This window comes from Marinibacterium sp. SX1, from assembly GCF_050389775.1.
GTDB lineage: Bacteria > Pseudomonadota > Alphaproteobacteria > Rhodobacterales > Rhodobacteraceae > Marinibacterium.
The window spans coordinates 1,915,033-1,936,466 of the sequence record NZ_CP177144.1 but is presented as its reverse complement, the minus strand read 5'-3'; the positions used below and the strand labels follow the sequence as shown (position 1 = coordinate 1,936,466).

At 68.8% G+C, this 21,434-nt stretch carries 19 protein-coding genes; 9 read left to right on the top strand and 10 right to left on the bottom strand.

The genetic code is table 11. The annotated features are described in order from the left end of the window. Nucleotides 1-304: 304 nt before the first annotated feature. Nucleotides 305-2,752, top strand: coding sequence for an ATP-dependent helicase HrpB (hrpB, locus tag ACK3BB_RS08560; RefSeq protein WP_428928701.1), 2,448 nt, complete (start codon nt 305-307; stop codon nt 2,750-2,752). Nucleotides 2,753-2,919: 167 nt separating this feature from the next. Here the strand turns inward: hrpB and argF are convergent, their stop codons facing one another. The 3 genes from argF to ACK3BB_RS08545 form a co-directional block, all read right to left on the bottom strand. After that, the gene (gene argF / locus ACK3BB_RS08555) at nt 2,920-3,846 is read right to left on the bottom strand and encodes an ornithine carbamoyltransferase (RefSeq protein ID WP_428928304.1); all 927 of its coding nucleotides are present in this window, start codon (nt 3,844-3,846) and stop codon (nt 2,920-2,922) included. Nucleotides 3,847-3,925: 79 nt separating this feature from the next. Further along, nucleotides 3,926-5,107, bottom strand: a complete 1,182-nt coding sequence (locus ACK3BB_RS08550) for an aspartate aminotransferase family protein (RefSeq protein WP_428928303.1) — start codon at nt 5,105-5,107, stop codon at nt 3,926-3,928. A gap of 625 nt (nt 5,108-5,732) precedes the next feature. Further along, entirely contained in the window at nt 5,733-6,533 is an 801-nt protein-coding gene (locus ACK3BB_RS08545; protein WP_428928302.1) for an ABC transporter permease, read from the bottom strand. A 171-nt stretch (nt 6,534-6,704) separates the two neighbouring features. Here ACK3BB_RS08545 and ACK3BB_RS08540 point away from each other — a divergent pair, with 171 nt between their 5' ends. Next, nucleotides 6,705-7,304 (top strand): GcrA family cell cycle regulator, encoded by a 600-nt coding sequence (locus ACK3BB_RS08540; protein WP_428928301.1) that lies wholly within the window; start codon nt 6,705-6,707, stop codon nt 7,302-7,304. A gap of 137 nt (nt 7,305-7,441) precedes the next feature. Here the strand turns inward: ACK3BB_RS08540 and ACK3BB_RS08535 are convergent, their stop codons facing one another. The 4 genes from ACK3BB_RS08535 to ACK3BB_RS08520 all read right to left on the bottom strand — a co-directional run bounded on the left by ACK3BB_RS08535 (nt 7,442) and on the right by ACK3BB_RS08520 (nt 10,825). Next, complete coding sequence (locus ACK3BB_RS08535; protein ID WP_428928300.1) at nt 7,442-7,981, bottom strand: YHS domain-containing (seleno)protein; 540 nt, start codon at nt 7,979-7,981, stop codon at nt 7,442-7,444. Nucleotides 7,982-8,426: 445 nt separating this feature from the next. Beyond that, on the bottom strand, nt 8,427-9,164 hold the full coding sequence (locus tag ACK3BB_RS08530; RefSeq protein ID WP_428928299.1) for a class I SAM-dependent methyltransferase: 738 nt from the start codon (nt 9,162-9,164) through the stop codon (nt 8,427-8,429). Nucleotides 9,165-9,425: 261 nt separating this feature from the next. Then, entirely contained in the window at nt 9,426-10,217 is a 792-nt protein-coding gene (locus tag ACK3BB_RS08525; RefSeq protein WP_428928298.1) for an SseB family protein, read from the bottom strand. Next, nucleotides 10,214-10,825, bottom strand: coding sequence for a uracil-DNA glycosylase family protein (locus ACK3BB_RS08520; protein WP_428928297.1), 612 nt, complete (start codon nt 10,823-10,825; stop codon nt 10,214-10,216). Before ACK3BB_RS08520 ends, ACK3BB_RS08525 begins: the two co-directional genes overlap by 4 nt. 280 nt (nt 10,826-11,105) lie before the next feature. Between ACK3BB_RS08520 and ACK3BB_RS08515 the strand changes: the two genes are divergently transcribed. The 5 genes from ACK3BB_RS08515 to rimO all read left to right on the top strand — a co-directional run bounded on the left by ACK3BB_RS08515 (nt 11,106) and on the right by rimO (nt 17,993). Next, nucleotides 11,106-11,765, top strand: coding sequence for an ABC transporter ATP-binding protein (locus tag ACK3BB_RS08515; protein WP_428928296.1), 660 nt, complete (start codon nt 11,106-11,108; stop codon nt 11,763-11,765). After that, nucleotides 11,743-13,563, top strand: coding sequence for a capsule biosynthesis protein (locus tag ACK3BB_RS08510; protein ID WP_428928295.1), 1,821 nt, complete (start codon nt 11,743-11,745; stop codon nt 13,561-13,563). Before ACK3BB_RS08515 ends, ACK3BB_RS08510 begins: the two co-directional genes overlap by 23 nt. 430 nt (nt 13,564-13,993) lie before the next feature. After that, on the top strand, nt 13,994-14,827 hold the full coding sequence (gene kdsA / locus ACK3BB_RS08505) for a 3-deoxy-8-phosphooctulonate synthase (RefSeq protein WP_428928294.1): 834 nt from the start codon (nt 13,994-13,996) through the stop codon (nt 14,825-14,827). A gap of 23 nt (nt 14,828-14,850) precedes the next feature. Further along, entirely contained in the window at nt 14,851-16,347 is a 1,497-nt protein-coding gene (locus tag ACK3BB_RS08500; RefSeq protein ID WP_428928293.1) for a phosphomannomutase/phosphoglucomutase, read from the top strand. Nucleotides 16,348-16,604: 257 nt separating this feature from the next. Then, the gene (gene rimO / locus ACK3BB_RS08495) at nt 16,605-17,993 is read left to right on the top strand and encodes a 30S ribosomal protein S12 methylthiotransferase RimO (protein ID WP_428928292.1); all 1,389 of its coding nucleotides are present in this window, start codon (nt 16,605-16,607) and stop codon (nt 17,991-17,993) included. A 58-nt stretch (nt 17,994-18,051) separates the two neighbouring features. Here the strand turns inward: rimO and ACK3BB_RS08490 are convergent, their stop codons facing one another. Together ACK3BB_RS08490 and ACK3BB_RS08485 are read right to left on the bottom strand one after the other, a co-directional pair. Next, nucleotides 18,052-18,321, bottom strand: a complete 270-nt coding sequence (locus tag ACK3BB_RS08490) for a DUF6455 family protein (RefSeq protein ID WP_428928291.1) — start codon at nt 18,319-18,321, stop codon at nt 18,052-18,054. A gap of 143 nt (nt 18,322-18,464) precedes the next feature. Beyond that, the gene (locus ACK3BB_RS08485) at nt 18,465-19,172 is read right to left on the bottom strand and encodes a M48 family metalloprotease (RefSeq protein WP_428928290.1); all 708 of its coding nucleotides are present in this window, start codon (nt 19,170-19,172) and stop codon (nt 18,465-18,467) included. 461 nt (nt 19,173-19,633) lie between these two features. Between ACK3BB_RS08485 and ACK3BB_RS08480 the strand changes: the two genes are divergently transcribed. Beyond that, nucleotides 19,634-19,885 (top strand): hypothetical protein, encoded by a 252-nt coding sequence (locus ACK3BB_RS08480; protein WP_428928289.1) that lies wholly within the window; start codon nt 19,634-19,636, stop codon nt 19,883-19,885. A 5-nt stretch (nt 19,886-19,890) separates the two neighbouring features. On the opposite strand, the gene ACK3BB_RS08475 is transcribed toward ACK3BB_RS08480, so the two are convergent. Next, nucleotides 19,891-20,166: a DUF167 domain-containing protein gene (locus ACK3BB_RS08475; protein ID WP_428928288.1), complete on the bottom strand. Its 276-nt coding sequence runs from the start codon at nt 20,164-20,166 to the stop codon at nt 19,891-19,893. 74 nt (nt 20,167-20,240) lie between these two features. On the opposite strand from ACK3BB_RS08475, the gene ACK3BB_RS08470 reads away from it, so the two are divergent. After that, nucleotides 20,241-21,350 (top strand): class II histone deacetylase, encoded by a 1,110-nt coding sequence (locus tag ACK3BB_RS08470; protein ID WP_428928287.1) that lies wholly within the window; start codon nt 20,241-20,243, stop codon nt 21,348-21,350. Nucleotides 21,351-21,434: the final 84 nt, after the last annotated feature.

Here is a 21,434-nt window from a genome sequence, read left to right as displayed (position 1 = left end):
CCGGTCCGGCACCGGCGTTCGGACTGACCGCTCAGGGCCGGAAGGTGGCCCCCAGGCACGGCAGCACGAGGCCGGGCGGCGATTGACGGATCCAGCAGCGCCGAGCCAGCAAACGGTGCACACACACGGCAGCGCCGGGCCAACTAGGGGCACCCCAGCGCGGCGGCACGGGGCGGCGGTGACAGACAGGCGCAGCAGCGCCGAGCCACGACACGGTGCACAGTCCCGGTCGTGCCGGGCCAGCTGGTCGCCCACAGATGCGGCGGCGCTGGACCTTGTCCGCGTGATTGCCGATAAGGCGGCGATGGCCGCCACCCTGCCCATAGAAGACGCCCTGCCCGACCTGCTTGCGGCCCTGTCGCGGGCCGGCCGGGCCGTGCTTCAGGCGCCGCCCGGGGCGGGCAAGACCACGCGGGTGCCCCTGGCCCTGTTGGACGCCGGCATCACCGGCCGCATCCTGATGCTCGAACCCCGCCGGCTGGCCGCCCGGGCCGCGGCCGAGCGCATGGCCGACCAGCTGGGCGAACGCCCGGGCCAGACCGTGGGCTATCGGATCCGGGGCACGACCAAGGTCTCCGGGACCACGCGGATCGAGGTGGTGACCGAAGGCATCCTGACCCGGATGCTGCAGAACGACCCCGAGCTGCCCGGCGTGGGCATCGTGATCTTCGACGAGTTCCACGAACGTTCGCTGCAGGCCGACCTGGGCCTGGCGCTCTGCCTCGAAGTCACCGAAACCCTGCGCGACGACCTGCAGCTGCTGGTCATGTCGGCCACGCTGGATGCCGAGCCGGTGGCCGCGCTGATGGGCGCGCCGGTGGTCACCTCGCAGGGGCGCAGCTTTCCGGTAACCGAGCATTGGCTCGATGCCGCCCTGCCCCCGCGCAGCCGGCGGCCCCAGGCCCTGGCCGACCTGATCCGCCGGGCCGAGAGCGAGACCCGGGCGACCGGCGGGACGATCCTGGCCTTCCTGCCGGGCGAAGGCGAGATCCGCCAATGTGCCGCGGCGCTGGCCGGGCGCCTGCCCGGCGATTGCCAGGTCCGCCCGCTCTATGGCGCCCTGCCGTTTGCCGATCAGCAGGCCGCGCTGGCCCCGCTGACCTCGGGGCGCAAGATCGTGCTGGCCACGTCGATCGCCGAAACCTCGCTGACCATTCCCGACGTGCGGGTGGTCGTCGATGGCGGCCAGGCCCGGCGGTCGCGGTTCGATCCCGGCGCGGGCATGGCCCGGCTGGTCACCGAACGGGTGACCCGGGCCGAGGCCGTGCAGCGGGCCGGCCGGGCGGGCCGGGTGGCCGAAGGGGTGTGCTATCGGCTGTGGACCCGGGGCGAACATGGCAGCCTGGCGGCCTTCCCCCCGCCCGAGATCGCGGCGGCCGACCTGGCCGGGCTGGCGCTGGATTGCGCGGTCTGGGGCACCGGGCCCGAAGACCTGGCCTTTCTGACCCCGCCGCCCGAAGGCGCCTATGCCGAGGCCCGCGCCCTGCTGGCCATGCTGGGCGCGCTGGATGACAAGGGGCGGATCACGGCCCATGGCCGGGCGCTGGCCCGGCTGCCGTTGCACCCCCGGCTGGCCCATATGCTGATGCGCGCCGGGCCGTCGGCCGCGCCGTTGGCGGCCCTGCTCGAAGAGCGCGACCCGTTGCGCGGCGCGCCGGTCGACCTGGCCCTGCGGCTGGAGGCCCTGCGCGATCCGGCCCGGTTCGGGCGCGAACGGACCTACCAGCTGAACCGGCCGGCCATCGACCGCATCCGGGCCGAGGCCCGGCGATTGGCCAAACGGGCCGGCCCCGAGGCCGGGCTGCCGCCCGAGGAACAGGCCGCGCTGGCCTATCCCGACCGGATCGGCCAGCGCCGCCGGGGCGAGGCGCCGCGCTACGTGCTGTCGGGGGGCAAGGGCGCGGTGCTGGACGAGGGCGATCCGCTGGCCGGTACGCCCTGGCTGGTGCTGCTGGACAGCGACGGCAACCCGCGCGAGGCCCGGGCCCGGCTGGCCGCGCCGATCTCGGCTGGCCAGATCCGCGAGACCTTTGCCGATCAGTTGCAAGCGGTCGAAAGCTGTACCTGGTCGCGGCGCGAACGGCGGGTCCTGGCCCGGCGGCAAGAGATGCTGGGCGCGGTGGCGCTGAAGGACGAGGCCTGGACGGATGTGCCCGACGAGGCCGTGGCCCGGGCGATGCTGGACGGCGTGCGCGACCTGGGTCTGCGGCTGGAGAAGGGCGCCGGCCGGCTGGCCCGGCGGGTCGAGCTGGTGCGGGCCGGCGGGGCGGATGTGCCGGATTACTCGGTCGACGGGCTGATGGCGCGGCTGGAGACGTGGTTGCTGCCGATGCTGACCGGGGTGCGGACAGCCGAGGACTGGAAGCGGTTCGATCCGCTGCCCGCGCTCGAGGCCGGGCTGAGCTGGGATCAGCGCCAGCTGGTCGACCGGCTGGCGCCGGGGGCCTTTGTCACGCCGCTGGGGCGCAAGGTGGCCATCGATTACGTCGACGAGGGGCCCGAGATCGCCCTGCGCCTGCAGGAGCTTTTCGGGGTGACGACGCATCCGGTGGCCGGCGGGGCGCCGATCAAGATCAGCCTGCTGTCACCGGCCGGGCGACCGGTGCAGGTGACGCGGGACCTGCCGGGGTTCTGGGCCGGATCCTATGCCGACGTGCGCAAGGACATGCGTGCGCAATATCCCAAGCATCCCTGGCCCGAAGACCCGACCCAGGCCGACCCGACCTTGCGGGCCAAGCCTCGCCGGCGTTGACCCCGCGGAGGCGCGCGCCCCGGGGCGGCACAACGGCCAGCCCGGGGGCACAAGATTTTTCTCCGGAAAAATCTCGGGCCGGACAGTTCGGGTCAAGACACCCGGCCCAAAAGTCCCGCGCCGGAACGCACGGGACAAGCCTCCCCGCAGCCCCCGCCGATCCTTGATCAGACGCCCAGGCACCAGCGCATGACGGCCTTCTGGGCATGCAGGCGGTTCTCGGCCTCGTCAAAGATCACCGATTGCGGGCCGTCCATGACCTCCGAAGTGACTTCCTCGCCGCGATGGGCCGGCAGGCAATGCATGAACAGCGCATCCTCCCGGGCCCGGGCCATCAGCGCGGCATTGACCTGGTAGGGCCGCAGCAGGTTGTGGCGCCGTTCGCGGGCCGACTGGGCGTCATGCATCGACACCCAGGTATCGGCCACGATCAGGTCGGCCCCGGCCACGGCGGCCTCGGCATCGCGGGTGATCTCGATGGTCGAGCCCTTGCTCCGGGCGAATTCGACGAATTCCGGCTCGGGGTCCAGGACCTGCGGGCCGGCAAAGGTCAGATCGAAACCGAACTGGCCGGCGGCATGCAGGAAGGACGAACAGACATTGTTGCCGTCGCCGCACCAGACGACCTTCTTGCCGGCGATCGGCCCGCGATGTTCCTCGTAGGTCAGGACATCGGCCATGATCTGGCAGGGATGGGTGCGGTCGGTCAGGCCGTTGATCACCGGCACGTCCGAGAATTCGGCCATTTCGGTCAGCACGGTCTCGTCGAAGGTCCGGATCATGATCAGGTCGACGTAGCGGCTGAGCACCCGGGCGGTGTCGGCGATGGTCTCGCCATGGCCCAGCTGCATGTCGGCGCCCGAGAGCACCATGGTCTGGGCGCCCATCTGGCGCGCGCCGACGTCAAAGCTGACCCGGGTGCGGGTCGAGGGCTTTTCGAAGATCAGGGCGATCATGTGGTTCTTGAGCGGCTGCTCGGCATCGGGTGCGGCATGCAGCTGGCCGGCGCGGGCGGTCTTCATTGCCGCGGCCTGGTCGATCATGCCCCGAAGTTCGGTCGGGTCGGTCTTGTGGATGTCGAGGAAGTGATTCATGTCGGATATCTCGTGTTCTTGTCGGGCATTGGGGGCGCTGCCCCCAAACCCCCGAGGGTATTTCAGCCAAGAAGAAGGATCAGGCGGTTTCCCGGACCAGCGCGGTCGCGGCGGCGTCGAGGCGCGTCACGGCGGCGTCGATCTCGTCGTCCGAGATGGTCAGCGGCGGCAGCAGGCGGACGACGTTGTCGGCGGCGGGCACGGTCAGAACCAGCTGGTCGTAGCCGGCCTTGACGACATCGACATTGGCCGCCTTGCAGCGGATGCCCAGCATCAGCCCCGACCCGCGCACGGCTTCGAAGACCTCCGGATGGGCGGCGACCAGGCCTTCGAGCTTCTGGCGCAGCAGGCCGGCCTTGCGGTTGACCTCGGCCAGGAAGGCTGGATCGGAGATGATGTCCATGACCTTGCAGCCCACGGCACAGCCCAGCGGGTTGCCGCCATAGGTCGATCCATGGGTGCCGGCGGTCATGCCCGAGGCTGCCCGTTCGGTGGCCAGCACGGCGCCCAGCGGAAAGCCCCCGCCGATGCCCTTGGCGACCATCATGATGTCGGGCGTGATGCCGGCCCATTCATGGGCGAAGAGCTTGCCCGTCCGGCCCATGCCGCATTGCACCTCGTCGAGGATCAGCAGGATGTCGCGGGCGTCGCAGAGCGCGCGCAGGGCCTTGAGATCGTCGTCGGCCATGGGCACGATGCCGCCTTCGCCCTGGATCGGTTCGATCAGGATCGCCCCGGTGGTGTCGGTGATCGCAGCTTCCAGCGCCGCGCGGTCGCCCCAGGGCAAGTGCACGAAGCCCGGCAGCAGCGGGCCGAAGCCCTTGACCATCTTCTCGGACCCGGCGGCGGCGATGCCGGCCGAGGACCGGCCGTGGAACGAGCCGGTGAAGGCGATGATGTCGGTCTTTTCGGGCTGGCCCAGGTCAAACCAGTACTTGCGGGCCATCTTGACGGCCAGTTCGCAGGATTCGGTGCCCGAATTGGTGAAGAACACCGTGTCGGCAAAGGTTGCCTCGACCAGCCTGTCGGCCAGGGCCTGCTGCTGGGGGATGCGATAGAGGTTCGACACGTGCCACAGCGCCTGGGCCTGGTCGGTCAGGGCGGCGACCAGATCGGGGTTGGCATGGCCCAGGGCGTTCACCGCGATCCCGGCGCCCAGGTCGAGGAAACGTCGGCCATCCGCTTCGATCAGCCAGGTGCCTTCGCCCTTAACAAAGGCGAGCGGCGCGCGGGAATAGGTCGGCAGAACGGAGGGGATCATCGGATCATCCTTCTCATGGGTCAGGCCCTGTCAGTGCCTCAGCAGGGACCATGCGTCAACGATTTCGGGAATGGGTCGGGCCGGGAAAGGGCCCGAATGGGGTACGATCGGCAGATCGCGGCGCGCGTTTCAGGCGCGTCGGCGTCGGAGAGTGCGATATGCAGCAATGCGGATCATGACTTGCGCTTACAGCCAATTGCCCCACTTGGGAAGCCCCTGATTGCGCAGGTGCCCTTGCCTTGCAGATCGCATGTGGCCCCGTCATGCCGGATATTTGGAAAGAGAAAGAAGCAGCAATGCCGCGCCCCGCCCCGGCCGACCGCCCGGCCCGAGACGGGCACAGGTCCTGACCAGCTCGGGGCGGTCGCCGGCTATCCTGCTTCTTTCTCTTTTCAAGTATTCCCGGGGGAGTCCTCCAAAGGAGGACGGGGGCAGCGCCCCCTCTTGCCGCACCAACCACTTCGCCGCAATGGCCGGGCAGGCTTGCGATCCACCGCAAACGGCACCTTGCCGCCGCGCTGCTCTTGGTGGCCACGGCCGCCACTGTCGGCATCGCGCCGGCGGCCAAGCCACCTATACGCCGGGATCGGCCTGCGGGCCCGTCGCCACCTGCCCGGCCCCGGCCTCAGGGCTTCAGCCGGTACCCTGTCCGCAGCATCCAGCGCGCCGCCGCCACGATGGCCGCCGACGTCACCAGGCAGACCGCCGCCCCCAGCCAGGGCGAGCTGTCGGACACGCCGATCATGCCATAGCGCGCGCCGTCGATCAGGTAGAACACCGGGTTCAGGTGGGTGATCACCGCCAGCACCGGCGGCAGGGTCTCGACCGAATAGAACGTGCCCGACAGGAACGACAGCGGCGTGATGATGAAATTGGTGATCGCCGCCATCTGGTCGAACTTCTGGGCATAAAGCGCGGCGATGATGCCCAGCCCGCCCATCATGACCGAGCCCAGCACGACAAACCCCAGCGCCACCAGCGGATGCGCCGGGGCATGGCCCAGCACCAGCCAGATCGCCAGGGCGATGGCCACGGCCACGGTCAGCCCGCGGGCCACGGCCCCGGCCAGGTAGCCGATGGTCATCTCGGTCCCCGACAGCGGCGGCATCAGCGTGTCGACGATATTGCCCTGGACCTTGGCCACCATGATCGACGACGAGGAATTGGCAAAGGCGTTCTGGATCACCGTCATCGTCAGGATGCCCGGCGCCAGGAAGGCCGCGAAGGGCACGCCCATGACATCGCCCCGCCGCGGCCCGATGGCCAGGGTGAAGATCATCAGGAACAGCCCGGCCGTCACCAACGGCGCCAGCAGGGTCTGCGTCCAGACCGCGCTGAACCGCCGGATCTCGCGTTCGATCAGCGTTTCCAGCCCCAGCCAGTTGATCCGCCCGAAGCGCCGGACCCCAAGTTCTGCTTCGTTCATCCGATCCCGCTCCTGTCTTCTGTCGTCCTGGCCGCCACGCGGCCATGGTCCCGACGTCGTCTTCTGTGGCAGCGCCTTGTAACTCCGCCGGCGCCGACTAAAATAGGGGTCTGCTGGAGATGTCGAGTGCGGCCGCCGGGTGCGGCCCGCTTTTTTTGGGAAGGGTCGCGAATGTCGTGGACTGACGAACGGGTTGAACTGCTGAAGAAGATGTGGAGCGAAGGCCAGTCGGCCAGCCAGATCGCCAAGGAGCTTGGCGGTGTGACGCGCAATGCCGTGATCGGCAAGGTGCACCGGCTGGGCCTGTCGAACCGCACCTCGGGGGCAGGACCCGCACCGGCGGCCAGCCCGGCCCCCAAGGCCGAGGCCAAGCCCAAGGCCGCGCCCCGGCCCGAGGCCAAGGCCAAGCCGGCCCCGCGCAGCGAGCCGGCGGCCGAGCCGGAAACCGCCGCCGCGCCGGCCGAAGAGACCGAGACCCGCATCCCTGCGCGCAAGCAGATCATTCCCGCCGGCCAGCCGCTGCCCCCGCAGCCCTCGGCCAACGAGATCAGCCCCGAGGCCCTGGCCAAGGTGTCCGAGGTCGAGAAGAAATCCAAGAAGCTCACCCTGATGGAGCTGACCGAGCGGACCTGCAAATGGCCCGTGGGCGACCCGGCCACCGATGATTTCTGGTTCTGCGGCCTGCCCGCCCAGGCCGGCAAGCCCTATTGCGAGGCCCATGTCGGTGTGGCCTTCCAGCCGATGAGCGCCCGGCGCGACCGCCGCCGCTGAGCCCGGCCCGCGCAGGGCACCAGGCACAACAAGACGCGACGAAAAACCAAACGCCCGGCAGATCCCCTGCCGGGCGTTCTGGTGCCCGGCCCCTGCGCGGGGGCCGGGCGGCATCATGTCGATCCCCAGGGCCGGGCTCAGTTCAGCGGGGCCTGCGAGGTGAATTTCGGGATCGGGTTGGTCGAGGCGGCCTGCGGCTCGATCGACACCCAATTGTCCGCGGCCAGGTCGAGATTGCCGGGGATGTCTTCTTCCCAGAACCCCACGACGACGGGCGTGATGTTGAGGTAGAGCTTGTCGTCGACGATCCGCCACAGGAATGGGTTGCCCGGCACCTTGCCGCCCTTGGACACGCCATAGGCGCAATGGCCGTCGTATTGCGGGGCGTAATGCGCGGGGTCGGCCAGGAACTTGTCGCGGTTTTCCTCCGTCGAGAAGGCAAAGGTCGCGCCGTTGTAGTCGGCCGTGATCGCGGCCTTGCCCGGGACCGGGGCGGGCTGGGCCGTGCCGACGGGCGATTGTTCGAGGTCGAAATAGGCCACGACATCGTAGCCCGACACGGCAAAGCCCGTGGTGTCGACGAATTGCTCACCGGCCAGGGCGGGCAGCGCCGGCAGGGCGAAGGCTGCGGCGACGGCCGCCGCCGACAGCAGCTTGCGAGGGGTGGTGCGGAACATGGGAAGATCCTCCAGGTGTGCTCACGGAGCCGGGCAAGCGCCCGGCCTGCGGGCAATCTGTGACATGTCGGCGCCGCTGCGAAGCCCGCCTCGCGCGTTGGTGAGACAGGCTCAGCCGGCGTGATGGATCGGCGGGGATATGTTACAGGACATCCGCCCGGATCGCGGGCAGGCCCTTCGCAGGCCGCCCCCGGGGGCGGCCCCGACGCCACGCCCTTCCGCCAATCGCGCCGGTCCCCAGTCGTCCCGGCCGCGAGTTGTCCCGGACCAAAGTCGCACCGGTCCTCCGCAGCATCAGCCCCCAGTCACGCCGGTTCCTAGCAGCGCCGAACCCAAGTCGCGCCGCCCCCTGGCTGCACCGGTCCCCAGTCGCGCCGCCCCTTGGCTGCACCGGTCCCCCGCCGCCCCGAACCCCTGACCCGCCGGCGCCTGCTCCTGCCGAACCCTAGTCGCCCTTGCGCAGCACGTTCATGTCCTGCCCGCCCAGGATCGCGCCGGGCAGGATGTCGACGACTTCCATGTGGCGGGACCATTCGCGGCGGATATAGGCCGGATCATGCGAGGCCAGCCCATAGGTGCCGGTGCCCCGGGTGGAGGGCGTCTCGATGAAGACAAAGCCCGTCTCGCGCAGCATCTCGTCGCTGACCTCGGCCCAGCCGAGCGCGGCGGTGACCATGTTGGACCGGCGGATCTGCAGCATCGTGTAGCTGGACGTGGTCAGGAAGGCATATCCGCCCGGTTTCAGGATGCGCCGGATCTCGGCCAGCCAAGCCTCGGCGCTGTCGGCATTCAGATGAGTCCAGATCGACACCGAGAAGACCGCGTCAAAGGCCCGGTCGCGGAACGGCAGCGGCGGGTCGAACCGGGTGACCCGGCAGGCTGCATCGGGGATCTGGGGGCGCAGGTAGCGGATGGCCGCGGCATCGACATCGACGCAGACATCGGGCTTGCGGAAGTAATGGTAGAGCGGCATGGCCACCCGGCCGACGCCACAGCCGAAATCCAGGATGCGCTGATCGGTGATCGGCCGGCCGGTATATGTCTCGATGCAGGTGCGGATTGTCGCGGCCATGCGCGTGCCCTGACGGATGAAGACCTGTTCGCGGTTGGCGTGGTTTTCCATCATGTTGCCCGGCTCGGGCAGGGTAAAGGCCGCGGCCCAATCCTCGGTGATCTCGGTCATCTGGTCTCCCCCCCCTCTGGCCCCGGGCCGGGCCGGTGCTGTCCCGGCCCCGTAGCGGCCACGCGTCGTCCCCATGTGGGCCGCGTGCCCGCCGCTTGTCGGGTCGATCAAAGCCCAGGACGCGCCACACGGCAAGCGCGGCGCGCCGGATCGGGGGCCACGGATCGCACAGGGGCCCCGGTCGCGGAGTGCTTCAGCTTGCGGGGGGCCATGGCTCGCGGGGGAACCGGAGCGCGGGCCGAGATCACGCCCCGGCACAGGTCAGCGCAGGATGGGCGGCTTGTCGGGGTCCGAGCCGGGCGCCGGGCGGACGACCTCGGCGCGGGTCTCGGGCTGCGGCAGATCAAAGCGCAGGCCGACCCGGGCCAGCCGGGCGGCCATCTGGTCGGAGGCCGCAAAGAAGGCCACGTCGAGCGCTCCGGCCTCGATGCCCGAGAAGGTCAGCGCCTCGTTCACCGCCCGTGCCAGCGCCGGTTCGGCCCCGGGCCGGGCGTCGATGATGCCCAGCACATGGCCCCGCCCGCCCTCGCCATAGGCCGCTTCGACGAGATAGGCCGAGGCGGCCAGGCCGGCGGCCGTGGCCAGCTTGGCATCCAGCGCGGTCAGCAGGCGCTCGGGCACGCCGCCCGGAGGCAGAAGCTCGGTGATGCGGTGTTCGACCTCGTCGGGGCCTTCGCCCAGGGTGGCGCAGAGCCAGTCGACGGCCTCGGCCGGCACCAGGATCGACGACGGCGCGACCTCGGGGTTGACGGCCAGGCCGATGCCCTGGCCGGTCAGCATCATGGCAATCGCCCGGCCCGACAGCGCGGCATAGGGCGCGGGACGGCCGGCAAAACGGGCCAGGCGGTCCTCGCGGTCGAAGGCCAGCACGAATTGCCCGTCGGCCACGGCAAAGATCTCGGGGCGAATGGTCTCGCCCTCGGCCTCGGCTTCCAGCATCAGGAACAGCTCGCTGTCGGCCAGCCGTTCAAAGAAGCGCAGGCGGGCGGCATCGTCCCGGGGCGCGGCATCCATCGCGGCATGGGCATCGTCGAGCGCTGTGCGGTCAGTCATGAAAGAACCTCTCTGACCCGGGCGCGCAGGACGGGCAGGACCTCGTCCCCGAACCAGGGATTGCGTTTGAGCCACGCGGTATTGCGCCAGGACGGATGGGGCAAGGGCATGACGTCCGGCCAATGGTCGCGCCAGCCCTTCACCACCCCGGTCAGCGGAGCCTTGGCGCCAAGATGCCAGCGGATGGCATGGGCGCCCACCAGGACTTTCAGGCGAACCCCGGGCAGGGCCTGCATGACCTGGCCATGCCAGGTCGCCGCGCAGAGCGGCGGTGGCGGCAGGTCGGCCTTGCGCGCATCGTAGCCCGGAAAGCAGAAAGCCATGGGCACGATGGCCACCCGGTCGCGGTCGTAGAAGGTGGCGTCATCCAGCCCCAGCCAGTCGCGCAGCCGGTCGCCCGAGGGATCGGTGAAGGGCCGGCCCGAGGCATGGACCCGCGCACCGGGCGCCTGGCCGGCGATCAGCAGCCGCGCGCCGGGCCGGAACCAGGCCACCGGGCGCGGGGCATGGGCCGTCCGGGTGGCCGCGAAGCGATCGGCGCAGAGCCGGCAGGCCCGAATGCGCCCAGCCAGCTCTCCGGCCGTTTCCGGCCCGCTCGCAGACGGCATTTCCCCGGCGCCATCAAAGGCTTGGCGATCAGGCCCCATCGCCCTGCCCCACCCCCGGGACCGGCCCGGGCGCGCCACATTCCTGACCCTTAAAAACCACGCAATGCACCAGATTCCCCCTATTTCCGGGCGTAAACGACCTATATATCTATTTGACATAAAAACGGAACGTGCCCCGCGCCGTGGACGCGCCAGACCGGTGCGTCGCCGGGCGGGCCCGATGAGCAGGCCAAGGGCCAGACCGAAACCGCCGAAGGCCGGGCAGAAGCCCGGAACGGACATGCTGGAATTCAAGAACGTCAGCAAATCCTTCTGGACCGGATCGCAGCGCAAGGTGATCCTGGACAAGGTGTCTTTCAATGTCGAACTGGGCAAGTCGCTCGGTGTGCTGGCGCCCAATGGCACCGGCAAGACGACGTTGATCAACATGATGTGCGGGCTGGAAAAACCCGACGAGGGCGAGATCATCCGCTCGTGCAACATCTCGTTCCCGCTGGGCTTCATGGGCGGGCTGGTCAGCCGGGTGTCGGCCATGGAAAACGCCCGCTACATCGCCCGGCTCTACGGGCTGGACCCCGATTACGTCGAGGCCTATTGCCGCTGGGTCTGCGGGCTGGGCGAATATTTCGACCAGCCGGTGGGCACCTATTCCTCGGGCATGCGGGCGCGATTCTCCTTTGCGCTGATGCTGGCGCTGGATTTCGACATCTACCTCATCGACGAGGGCATGCCGGCCACGACGGATGTGGAATTCAACCGCAAGGCCGGTTCGATCATCGAGGAACGGCTGAATTCGACGACGATCATCATCGTCAGCCACGACCCCAAGACGTTGGAAAAGTTTGCCCGCCAGGCGGCCGTCCTGTCGGCCGGGCAGCTCTACATGTTCGACACTCTGGAAGAAGCGAAACAGCTCTATGACTATGAAACCAAAGGCTAGAAAGTTTCGCATCAAGCGCGGCGGAGCCGGCACGCTGATCCGTTCGGCCGCCGCCACCGCCGCCATGCCCGATGACGACGAGGACACGATGCCGCCCCGCACCGGCGCCGACACGGCGCCGCGCGAACGGCCGGCGCCGCGCGACATGGCCGATGGCGACACACCGATCCGCCTGGGCGCCGGGCCCGGCGTGACCCGGGGTACCGGGCCATCAACCCCGTCGCGCCCCACGCGCCCGGCCAGCACCGCGCCCGGCGCCGAAGAGCCCGTCGCGCGCAGCGGCCAGGTCTCGCCCCCCGACGAGGTGGCCGGCGAGGACGGCATCGAGGCCATCCGCCGCGAAGGGCTGACCAGCCGCCAGCTGCGCATGGCCCGGCGCGTGGCGGAAAAGCACAATCTTGACGTGACCTCGGATTTCGACGCGGTGTTCCAGCTGCGCAAGGCCGGCATCGACCCGTTCCGCCATTCGAACATGCTGGAACTGGTCGTGCCCCGCTCACGCGACAGTGGTAGTGCGGCCCAGGGCGGCGCGGGCGATCCCCCGGCGGGCGGGGACACATCCAACCGCCACCCAATCGCCAAGCTGCCCCAGACCCTGCCCGAGACAGCGCGCGAAACCCTGCCTTCGACCGATCTCAGCCCGGCCGAACGGCGCAACCGCGAGATTGCCGGCATCCAGCGCGACATCATGCTGCGCCGCCGGCGCAAGATGCTGCTGCTGCTGGCCCGGCTGTCGTTCTTTGTCTTCCTGCCGACCTTCCTGGCGGGCTGGTATTTCTATGTCGCGGCCACGCCAATGTATTCGACCAAGGCCGAATTCCTCATCCTGCAGGCCGACAACACCGGCGGCGGCGGGATCGGCGGGCTGCTGGCCGGCACCCAGTTTGCCACCAACCAGGATGCCATCGCGGTGCAATCCTACCTGGAATCCAAGGATGCCATGCTGCGCCTGGACCGCGACGTGGGCTTCAAGGCGCATTTCGAACAGGATTGGATAGACCCGATCCAGCGGCTGGCCCCCGATGCCGACAACGAACAGGCCTACAAGGTCTACAAGAAGCGGGTGAAGATCGGCTATGACCCGACCGAAGGCGTCATCCGCATGGAAATCTCGGCCGCCGATCCCGAGATCAGCGCCGAATTCGCGCGCAAGCTGATCACCTATGCCGAGGAACGGGTCAACAACCTCTCGGAGAAGAAGCGCGAAGACCAAATGCGCGACGCGCTGCAGAGCTTCGAGAAAAGCCAGGACGACCGCCGGGCGGCCCAGGAACACCTGGTCCGGCTGCAACAGGAAGGCGCCCTGCTCGACCCCGAGGGCGTGATCAGCTCGCTGCGGGCGCAGATTTCCAATGTCGAGGTGCAGTTGCAGGAGCGCCAGCTGGACCTGGCCGCCCTGACCGACAATGCCCGGCCCAACCAGGCCCGGGTCGAAGGCGCGCGCGGCGATATCCGGCGGTTGCAGAACCTGCTGGACGAGCTGAACACCAAGATGACCGATGCCTCGAAGGGCGAGAATTCGCTGGCCCAGCTGACCGCGCGCATCCAGATGGCCCAGGCCGACCTGGCCACGCGCGACCTGCTGCTGCAATCGGCCCTGCAACAGGTCGAACAGACCCGGATGGAGGCCAACCGCCAGGTGCGTTACCTGACCACCTCGGTGCTGCCCGTGCCCTCGCAATCGCCCAGCTATCCGCGGTCGTTCGAGGACACGATCCTGGCCTTCCTGATCTTCTCGGGTGTTTACCTGATGATCTCGCTGACGGCCTCGATCCTGCGCGAACAGGTCACCTCGTGACACCAGCGTAGCCCGGGTGACGGCCTCCGCGGCCGGCACCCGGGTCACCGTCGGCGCGGTGCGACCGCGGAAGACACGCCGCCCGGCCGGATGCCGGCTGACCGCCGGCGCAACTCGGGTGACCGCCAGCGCAGCCCGGGTTACCGCAAACGCGACTCGATACCCGGAGACGACCTTCGCGACCCGATCCCGAATGACCACCTGCACGACCCGATCCCGCGCGGTAACCCGCCCGGCCGGATCCCAAGTAACGGCGCAAGCGAACCGATCCCGCGCAACCCGACCCGAACCTGCCTTTCCGCCCCGACCGGGCGGAAAGGCGCCACCGCCCCGGGCGCGCGGGTTTTGACCCGCGCGCCCGACTGTGCCAACAAGACGGCGCGACCGGCCCCGGCCGGGCGCCACCCGTCAGACCAACGCCCGGTAGCCCATGACACATGTCTCTCTCGCCGATCTGACCATCGGCAACGACCTGCCCCTCACCCTGATCGCCGGCCCCTGCCAGCTGGAAAGCGCCGACCATGCCCAGATGATCGCCGGCGCGATGAAGGAAGCCTGTGCCGCCGCCGGCGCGCAATATGTCTTCAAGGCCAGCTACGACAAGGCCAACCGCACCTCGCTGACCGGCCGGCGCGGCCTGGGCATGGACGAGGGGCTGAAGGTGCTGCAGGGCGTCAAGGACGCCATCGGTGTGCCCGTCCTGACCGACATCCACGGCCCCGACCAATGTGCCCCCGTGGCCGAGGTGGCCGACATCCTGCAGATCCCGGCCTTTCTGTGCCGCCAGACCGACCTGCTGATCGCCGCCGGCGAGACCGGCGCGGTGGTCAATGTCAAGAAAGGCCAGTTCCTCGCGCCCTGGGACATGCCCAACGTGGTGTCCAAGATCGAAAGCACCGGCAACAGCCGCATCCTGCTGACCGAACGCGGCACGTCCTTTGGCTACAACACCCTCGTGGCCGACATGCGCGCCCTGCCCCAGATGGCCAGGACGGGATACCCGGTGGTCATGGACGCCACCCATTCGGTGCAACAGCCCGGCGGCATGGGCGGGTCTTCAGGCGGTCAGCGCGAGTTTGCGCCGGTCATGGCCCGGGCGGCCGTGTCGCTTGGAATTGCCGCCGTTTTCATCGAAACCCATGAAAACCCCGATGCCGCACCCTCGGACGGGCCGAACATGGTTCCGCTCGGGCAGATGCCCCGATTGATTGACACATTGATGCGCTTTGATGCGCTTGCTAAGGCCAACCCGCTCGATATCTGAACTTCTTCACGAGACATTTTGACATGACCAAACCCCTCTCCGACGTCACGCCCAACAGCTGGGAATTCCTGCGCGACGCAATGATCAAGCCCACGGGCTTTCGCGAATATGATGCGCGCTGGAAATACCCTGACGAGATCAACCTGCCCGGCATGACCGCCCTGGGCCTGGGCCTGGGTACGCAGATGCGCCGCCACGGGCTGAAGCCCGTCATTGCCGTGGGCAACGATTACCGCGACTATTCGCTGGCCATCAAGAACGCCCTGGTGATCGGGCTGATGCAGGCCGGCATCCAGGTCAAGGACATCGGCCCCTGCATCACGCCGATGGCCTATTTCTCGTCCTTCCACCTGGACGTGCCCGGGGTGGCCATGGTCACCGCCTCGCACAATCCCAACGGCTGGACCGGGGTCAAGATGGGCTTTGCCATGCCCCTGACCCATGGCCCCGACGAGATGGCCGAGCTCAAGGACATCGTGCTGAACGGCAAGGGCGAGCCGGCCGAAGGCGGGGCCTATGAATTCGTGCCCGGCGTCTGGGACGCCTACATGGACGACCTGGTCGGCGATTTCAAAATGTCGCGCAAGCTCAAGGTCGTCTGCGCCACGGGCAATGGCACCGCCTCGGCCTATGGGCCGGCGCTCTTCGAGCGCATCGGCGTCGAGGTCGTGCCCTCGCACAACACGCTCGATTACACCTTCCCCCATTACAACCCCAACCCCGAAGCCATGGAAATGCTGCACGACATGGCCGACACGGTGAAGGCATCGGGCGCCGATTTCGCCCTGGGCTTCGACGGTGACGGCGACCGCTGCGGCGTGGTCGACGACGAGGGCGAAGAGATCTTTGCCGACAAGGTCGGCGTGATCATGGCCCGCGACCTGGTCAAGCTCTACCCCGGCTCGACCTTTGTTGCGGATGTGAAATCCACCGGGCTCTTTGCCTCGGACCCCGAGCTGATCGCGGCCGGCGCCAAGGCCGATTACTGGAAGACCGGCCATTCCCACATGAAGCGCCGGGTGCACGAGCTGGGCGCGCTGGCCGGGTTCGAGAAATCGGGCCATTACTTCATGGCCGGCGAGGTCGGCCGGGGCTATGACGACGGCATGCGCGTGGCAGTCGAGATCTGCAAGCTGATGGACCGCAACCCGGACATGAAGATGTCGGACCTGCGCAAGGCCCTGCCGCAGACCTTCTCGACGCCGACCATGTCGCCCTATTGCGCCGACACCGAGAAATACGACGTGCTGGACCGGATCGTGGCCAGGATCGTCAAGCATGCCGAGGACGGCGGCACATTCGCCGGCCGCGACATCGCGACGGTGGTGACGGTCAACGGCGCCCGGGTGATCCTGGACAATGGCTCCTGGGGGCTGGTGCGCGCCTCGTCGAACACGCCGAACCTGGTGGTGGTCTGCGAAAGCTCGGACAGCGACGCGGAGATGCGGGCGATCTTCAAGGAGATCGACGGCTTCATCCGCACCGAAGACGCCGTGGGCGATTACGACCAGACGATCTGAGCCTGGCTGGCGGAGCGATGAGGGCGCTGCCCCCGTCCTCCGTTGGAGGACTCCCCCGGGAATACTTGAAAAGAGAAAGAAGCAGGAACGCGCGCGCCCTGTCCCGCCGCCGCACCGGTTGACGGGGCAGGACAGGTCTGCTGCTTCTTTCTCTTCCAAAGTATCCCCACGCCGTCCCCGCCGTGGAGCGTCACGTCGGAAGGTCGGGCGGCACGGCATGGATTGCGGGGCGCGGCAGTTGTCTTTATGTCACGCCCATGAGTGAGAACCCGCCCCAGCTGCGCCCCGACATAGCGCCCGCCATCCGTCTTCCCGAAGCCCGCAGGCCCGGGCAGCCCATGGTGGGCATGGTTTCACTCGGTTGTCCGAAAGCGCTGGTCGACAGCGAAAGGATCCTGACCCGGCTCAGGGCCGAGGGCTATGGCGTGTCGCCGGATTATTCCGGGGCCGATGCGGTCATCGTCAACACCTGCGGGTTCCTCGACAGCGCCAAGGCGGAAAGCCTGGAAGCCATCGGCGAGGCCCTGGCCGAGAACGGCCGGGTCATCGTGACCGGCTGCCTGGGCGCCGAGCCGGATTACATCACCGGGGTGCATCCCCGGGTTCTGGCCGTGACCGGGCCGCATCAATACGAACAGGTGCTCGATGCCGTGCACAAGGCTGTGCCCCCGGCGCCCGATCCCTTCGTGGATCTCGTGCCGGCCTCGGGCGTGCACCTGACCCCGCGCCACTACAGCTATCTGAAGATCTCGGAAGGCTGCAATCACAAGTGCAAGTTCTGCATCATCCCCGACATGCGCGGCCGGCTGGTCTCGCGTCCCGCCGGGTCGGTCCTGCGCGAGGCCGAGCGGCTGGTCGGCGCCGGGGTGAAGGAACTGCTGGTGATCAGCCAGGACACCAGCGCCTATGGGCTGGACCGCAAGCATGCGATGTCGACGTGGAAAGACGGCGAGATCCGCGACCATATCCTGGATCTCAGCCGCGAACTGGGCCGGCTGGGCGCCTGGGTGCGGCTGCATTACGTCTATCCCTACCCCTTCGTGCGCGACCTGATCCCGCTGATGGCCGACCCTGAAAACGGGTTGCTGCCCTATCTCGACATCCCGTTCCAGCACGCCCATCCCGACACGCTCAAGCGCATGGCCCGGCCCGCCGCGGCAGCCCGGACCCTGGACGAGATCGCGGCCTGGCGCGCGATCTGCCCCGACCTGACCCTGCGCTCGACCTTCATCGTGGGGTATCCCGGCGAGACCGAGGCCGAGTTCCAGACCCTGCTGGACTGGCTCGACGAGGCCCAGCTGGATCGCGTGGGCTGTTTCAAGTACGAAAACGTCGATGGCGCCCGGGCCAATGACCTGCCCGACCACCTGCCCGACGAGGTCAAGCAGGACCGGTGGAACCGCTTCATGGAAAAGGCCCAGGCGATTTCCGAGGCCCGGCTGCAGGCCCGGGTCGGTCGGCGGATCGAGGTCATCGTCGACGAGATCGACGGCGAGGCCGCAACCTGCCGGACCATGGGCGATGCGCCCGAGATCGACGGCCATCTCTATATCGACGAAGGGTTCCAGGACCTGTCACCCGGCGACATCGTGACCGTCGAGGTCGACGAGGCCGGCGAATACGATCTCTGGGGCCGCCGGGTCTGAGCCCGGGCCTGGCAAGCCCGCGCGCCTGACGCCCGTCACCCGTCGGGCGGGGGCGCTCTCAGGCCTCGACGCTGTGGCCCGCGCGCAGGGCGGCAAAGCGGGCCCGGTTGCAGCAGGGCCGCGGGGCGGCGTCCTGGTGATCGTGGCCGGCCAGCCAGCCGTCGCAGCGCTCGGCCCAGGCACAGCCCCGGCAGGCATTGACCATGCCCGCCCAGGCCTCGGACGACAGCCGCCCCTCGTCGAAGGCCGTGACAAGATCGGTGTCGGTGGTCCGGGCCATCCGGCTGACCAACCGCCAATGTTGCATGATCTCTCCGCGTCGGGGCATGTCTCTCTCCCTGGCTGGGCCAATGATGCGCGGCAATTCCGCCGCGTCGGGCCGGTCTTGCGCGGCCGTCCAGCCGCGCGGGGCCAACATAGACTGCCCGTCCCCCTCGCCCCTTGACGCAGATCAAGGACGCCCGGCCGGGCCTAGCGCGCGGCCTTGAGCTGTTGCAGCGTCATCTGCACGATCTGCACCCGGGCGGCATTGGGCGGATGGGTGCCCAGGAACCGGTTGCCCGGATCGGGCAGGCGCGTGAAATATTCCGCGCCCTTCAGCGGATCGTATCCCGCGTCGAAGGTGATCACCGTGCCGAGCGCATCGGCTTCCAGTTCGAAATCCTTGGAATAGCTGCGGGCGCCCACCGCCGCGCCCAGTTCCAGCGCCGATTGCACATCGGCCTGCGACCCGCCGGTCAGCTCGGCCAGCCCGGCAAAGATCGCCGCCCCGGCCTCGGCATTGGCCTGCTGGCGGTCGAGATGACCCAGGATGTGATGCGAGGCCTCGTGGCCCAGCACGAAGGCCAGCTCGTCCTGGTTCTGCATTTCCTCGATCAGCGTGGCCGTCACGGTCAGCACCGGGCGGCCGCTGTCGGTCACGCTCTGGTAGGCATTGGGCGGCTGGTTGGGATTGCGGTCGATGACGATCTCGAAATTGCAGTCGCGCACCGCGCCTTCGCGCCGACAGATCCGCTCGGCGACCGGTTCGATCCGGCCGGCCACCTCGGTGAAGGTCGCGTAGACCGGGTTGGCCTCCCAACCCGGGGCCCCGCCGGGGCCGGGCAGACCGCTGGGCAGGGTACAACCGGCCAGCAGGGCCGTGCCCAGCCCGGCCAAGAGCATCACGATCCGTCGCATGTCGTTTCCTGTCCCACCTGCGCCTCGTCCCGGATCACGGCCCGGGTTCCGCCTGTATAGGCCCTGCGCCGGCCCGCGGCCAGTGCCCCGGCGCCCGCCGGAGGCCCGATCGGGCCGGCCCCGACCGCCCTGCCCGCTTTGGCGGCCGCCCGGGCCAGCACGCGCCGATGCGCGGTGCTTTCCCGCGGTGACGGGCCCGCCAGAGTGCCTGAAGAACACTCACGGTTCACCTTGTGATGGCCCCATCTGTCATCCCGGGGTTACTCACTGATTCACTAGCCGATCTCCCCCAGTAGCGCCCCGCGATCATCTCCCCAGCCACCTTCGGATCACCACATGTGTCACCCCGGAGCCACCTCTTAAGTCATCCCGAGATCACCCCTCGGTCACCCGCGTATCCCCCTGGCATGCCCACCCAATGCCCCCTTGTAACCCGCCTGCCGGACAGGCATCGTGGACCCATGTTTAGCATCGAGCATGAATTCGACTCGACCGTCATCACCCTGGTCGATGACGGCAGCACGCCGCTCCAGGAAGACGTGATCATCAACGCCTTCTCGGAATGTTTCACCATCGAGCAATTCGACGCGCGCACCGACACGGTCATGCGCATCACCCTGTCGCCCGAACAGGTCCGCGACCTGGCCGCCGCGCTGAACCTGCCCGAAGGGGTCTACCAGTTGCCCGCCGAGGGTGCGGCCACGCGGGGCTAGCCCCGTCAGCCGGCGATGCGAAAGGTCTTGTCCCGCGCGGTCTGGCCCCGGATCAGCACGACCCGCCCCGGCGCCACGCCAAGCGCCGTGGCCAGCATCCGCCCGACCGCCGCATTGGCCTTGCCGTTCTCGGGCACGGCCGTGACATGGGCCTTCAGCTGGTCATCCTCGACCAGCAACCGGTCGCGCCCGGCACGGGGCGTGACCCTGACGCTTATCTCGGCCCCTGCCACGGCCAGGCCGGACAGATCCGTCAGATCCCTGTATTTCGCCTTGCCCATGGCCCCTGCCTGCCACACCGTGGCGCCGTTGCAAAGCATCCGCGGCCGCGACCTGGCCGCAGGGAAGGACAGACATGACAACCGGATTTTTCTCTGACGAACGCTGCTTTTGGCATGCGGGCGGCAATTATGCCTTTACCCTGCCCGTGGGCGGGCTGGTCCAGCCGGTCTTCGGCGGGCTGCCGGAAAACCCCGAGACCAAGCGCCGCCTGAAGAACCTGATGGAGGTCACCGGCCTTCTGGCCGAGCTGGACCGCCGAGGTCCGGCCGAGGTCACCCGCGAGGACCTGCTGCGCGTCCACCCGGCCTCCTATCTCGACGAGTTCAAGCGCCTGTCCGATGCCGGCGGCGGCGAGCTGGGCCTGCGCACACCCTTCGCCCGGGGCGGCTATGAGATCGCCACGGTGTCGGCCGGGCTGGCCAAGGCCGCCGTCCGCGATGTCGTGGCCGGCGAGCTGCCCGATGCCTATGCCCTGTCGCGCCCGCCGGGGCACCATTGCCTGCCCGATTTCCCCAATGGTTTCTGCCTCTTGGCCAATATCGCCATTGCCGTCGAAGCCGCGCGGGACGACCAGGGGCTGGGCCGGGTGGCCGTGATCGACTGGGACGTGCACCACGGCAACGGCACCGAGGCGATCTATTACGACCGCGACGACACGCTGACGATCAGCCTGCACCAGGAAGGCAATTATCCGACCGACACCGGGGCGGTGACCGACCGGGGCAAGGGCGCGGGGCTGGGCCACAACATCAACGTGCCGTTGCCCGCGGGGACCGGCCACAAGGCCTATCTGGCAGCGATGGACCGGATCGTGCTGCCCGCGCTGGAGGCCTTTCGGCCCGACCTGATCGTCGTGGCCTGCGGGTTCGACGCGGCGGTGGTCGACCCGCTGGCCCGGATGCAGGCCACGGCCGAGACCTTTGCCCAGATGACCCTGCGCGTGAAGGACGCCGCCCGGCGGCTCTGCGGTGGCAAGCTGGTCTTGGTGCACGAGGGCGGCTATTCCGAGGTCTACGTGCCCTTTGCCGGCCATGCGACCATTGCCGCCCTGTCCGGCTCGTCGATCGAGGCGCCAGATCCGCTGGCCGCCGCCGTGGCCGCCCGCCAGCCGCGCGGCCGGTTCGATGCCTTCCTGCTCGACGAGGTCGAGCGCCTGGCCGAGGAGATCTTTGCCGAGGGCTGAGCACCATTGGCCAGACGGTCGGCGCCGGCCGAGGTCCATGGCGGCCTCACATCGCCGGGCCGACCGGCCATGAAGGTGGAGCGC

Coding starts and splice junctions, on each gene's coding strand:
- hrpB (WP_428928701.1), top strand. CDS start 305: ATGGCCGCCACCCTGCCCATAGAAGACGCCCTGCCCGACCTGCTTGCG.
- argF (WP_428928304.1), bottom strand. CDS start 3,846: ATGAATCACTTCCTCGACATCCACAAGACCGACCCGACCGAACTTCGG.
- ACK3BB_RS08550 (WP_428928303.1), bottom strand. CDS start 5,107: ATGATCCCCTCCGTTCTGCCGACCTATTCCCGCGCGCCGCTCGCCTTT.
- ACK3BB_RS08545 (WP_428928302.1), bottom strand. CDS start 6,533: ATGAACGAAGCAGAACTTGGGGTCCGGCGCTTCGGGCGGATCAACTGG.
- ACK3BB_RS08540 (WP_428928301.1), top strand. CDS start 6,705: ATGTCGTGGACTGACGAACGGGTTGAACTGCTGAAGAAGATGTGGAGC.
- ACK3BB_RS08535 (WP_428928300.1), bottom strand. CDS start 7,981: ATGTTCCGCACCACCCCTCGCAAGCTGCTGTCGGCGGCGGCCGTCGCC.
- ACK3BB_RS08530 (WP_428928299.1), bottom strand. CDS start 9,164: ATGACCGAGATCACCGAGGATTGGGCCGCGGCCTTTACCCTGCCCGAG.
- ACK3BB_RS08525 (WP_428928298.1), bottom strand. CDS start 10,217: ATGACTGACCGCACAGCGCTCGACGATGCCCATGCCGCGATGGATGCC.
- ACK3BB_RS08520 (WP_428928297.1), bottom strand. CDS start 10,825: ATGCCGTCTGCGAGCGGGCCGGAAACGGCCGGAGAGCTGGCTGGGCGC.
- ACK3BB_RS08515 (WP_428928296.1), top strand. CDS start 11,106: ATGCTGGAATTCAAGAACGTCAGCAAATCCTTCTGGACCGGATCGCAG.
- ACK3BB_RS08510 (WP_428928295.1), top strand. CDS start 11,743: ATGACTATGAAACCAAAGGCTAGAAAGTTTCGCATCAAGCGCGGCGGA.
- kdsA (WP_428928294.1), top strand. CDS start 13,994: ATGACACATGTCTCTCTCGCCGATCTGACCATCGGCAACGACCTGCCC.
- ACK3BB_RS08500 (WP_428928293.1), top strand. CDS start 14,851: ATGACCAAACCCCTCTCCGACGTCACGCCCAACAGCTGGGAATTCCTG.
- rimO (WP_428928292.1), top strand. CDS start 16,605: ATGAGTGAGAACCCGCCCCAGCTGCGCCCCGACATAGCGCCCGCCATC.
- ACK3BB_RS08490 (WP_428928291.1), bottom strand. CDS start 18,321: ATGCCCCGACGCGGAGAGATCATGCAACATTGGCGGTTGGTCAGCCGG.
- ACK3BB_RS08485 (WP_428928290.1), bottom strand. CDS start 19,172: ATGCGACGGATCGTGATGCTCTTGGCCGGGCTGGGCACGGCCCTGCTG.
- ACK3BB_RS08480 (WP_428928289.1), top strand. CDS start 19,634: ATGTTTAGCATCGAGCATGAATTCGACTCGACCGTCATCACCCTGGTC.
- ACK3BB_RS08475 (WP_428928288.1), bottom strand. CDS start 20,166: ATGGGCAAGGCGAAATACAGGGATCTGACGGATCTGTCCGGCCTGGCC.
- ACK3BB_RS08470 (WP_428928287.1), top strand. CDS start 20,241: ATGACAACCGGATTTTTCTCTGACGAACGCTGCTTTTGGCATGCGGGC.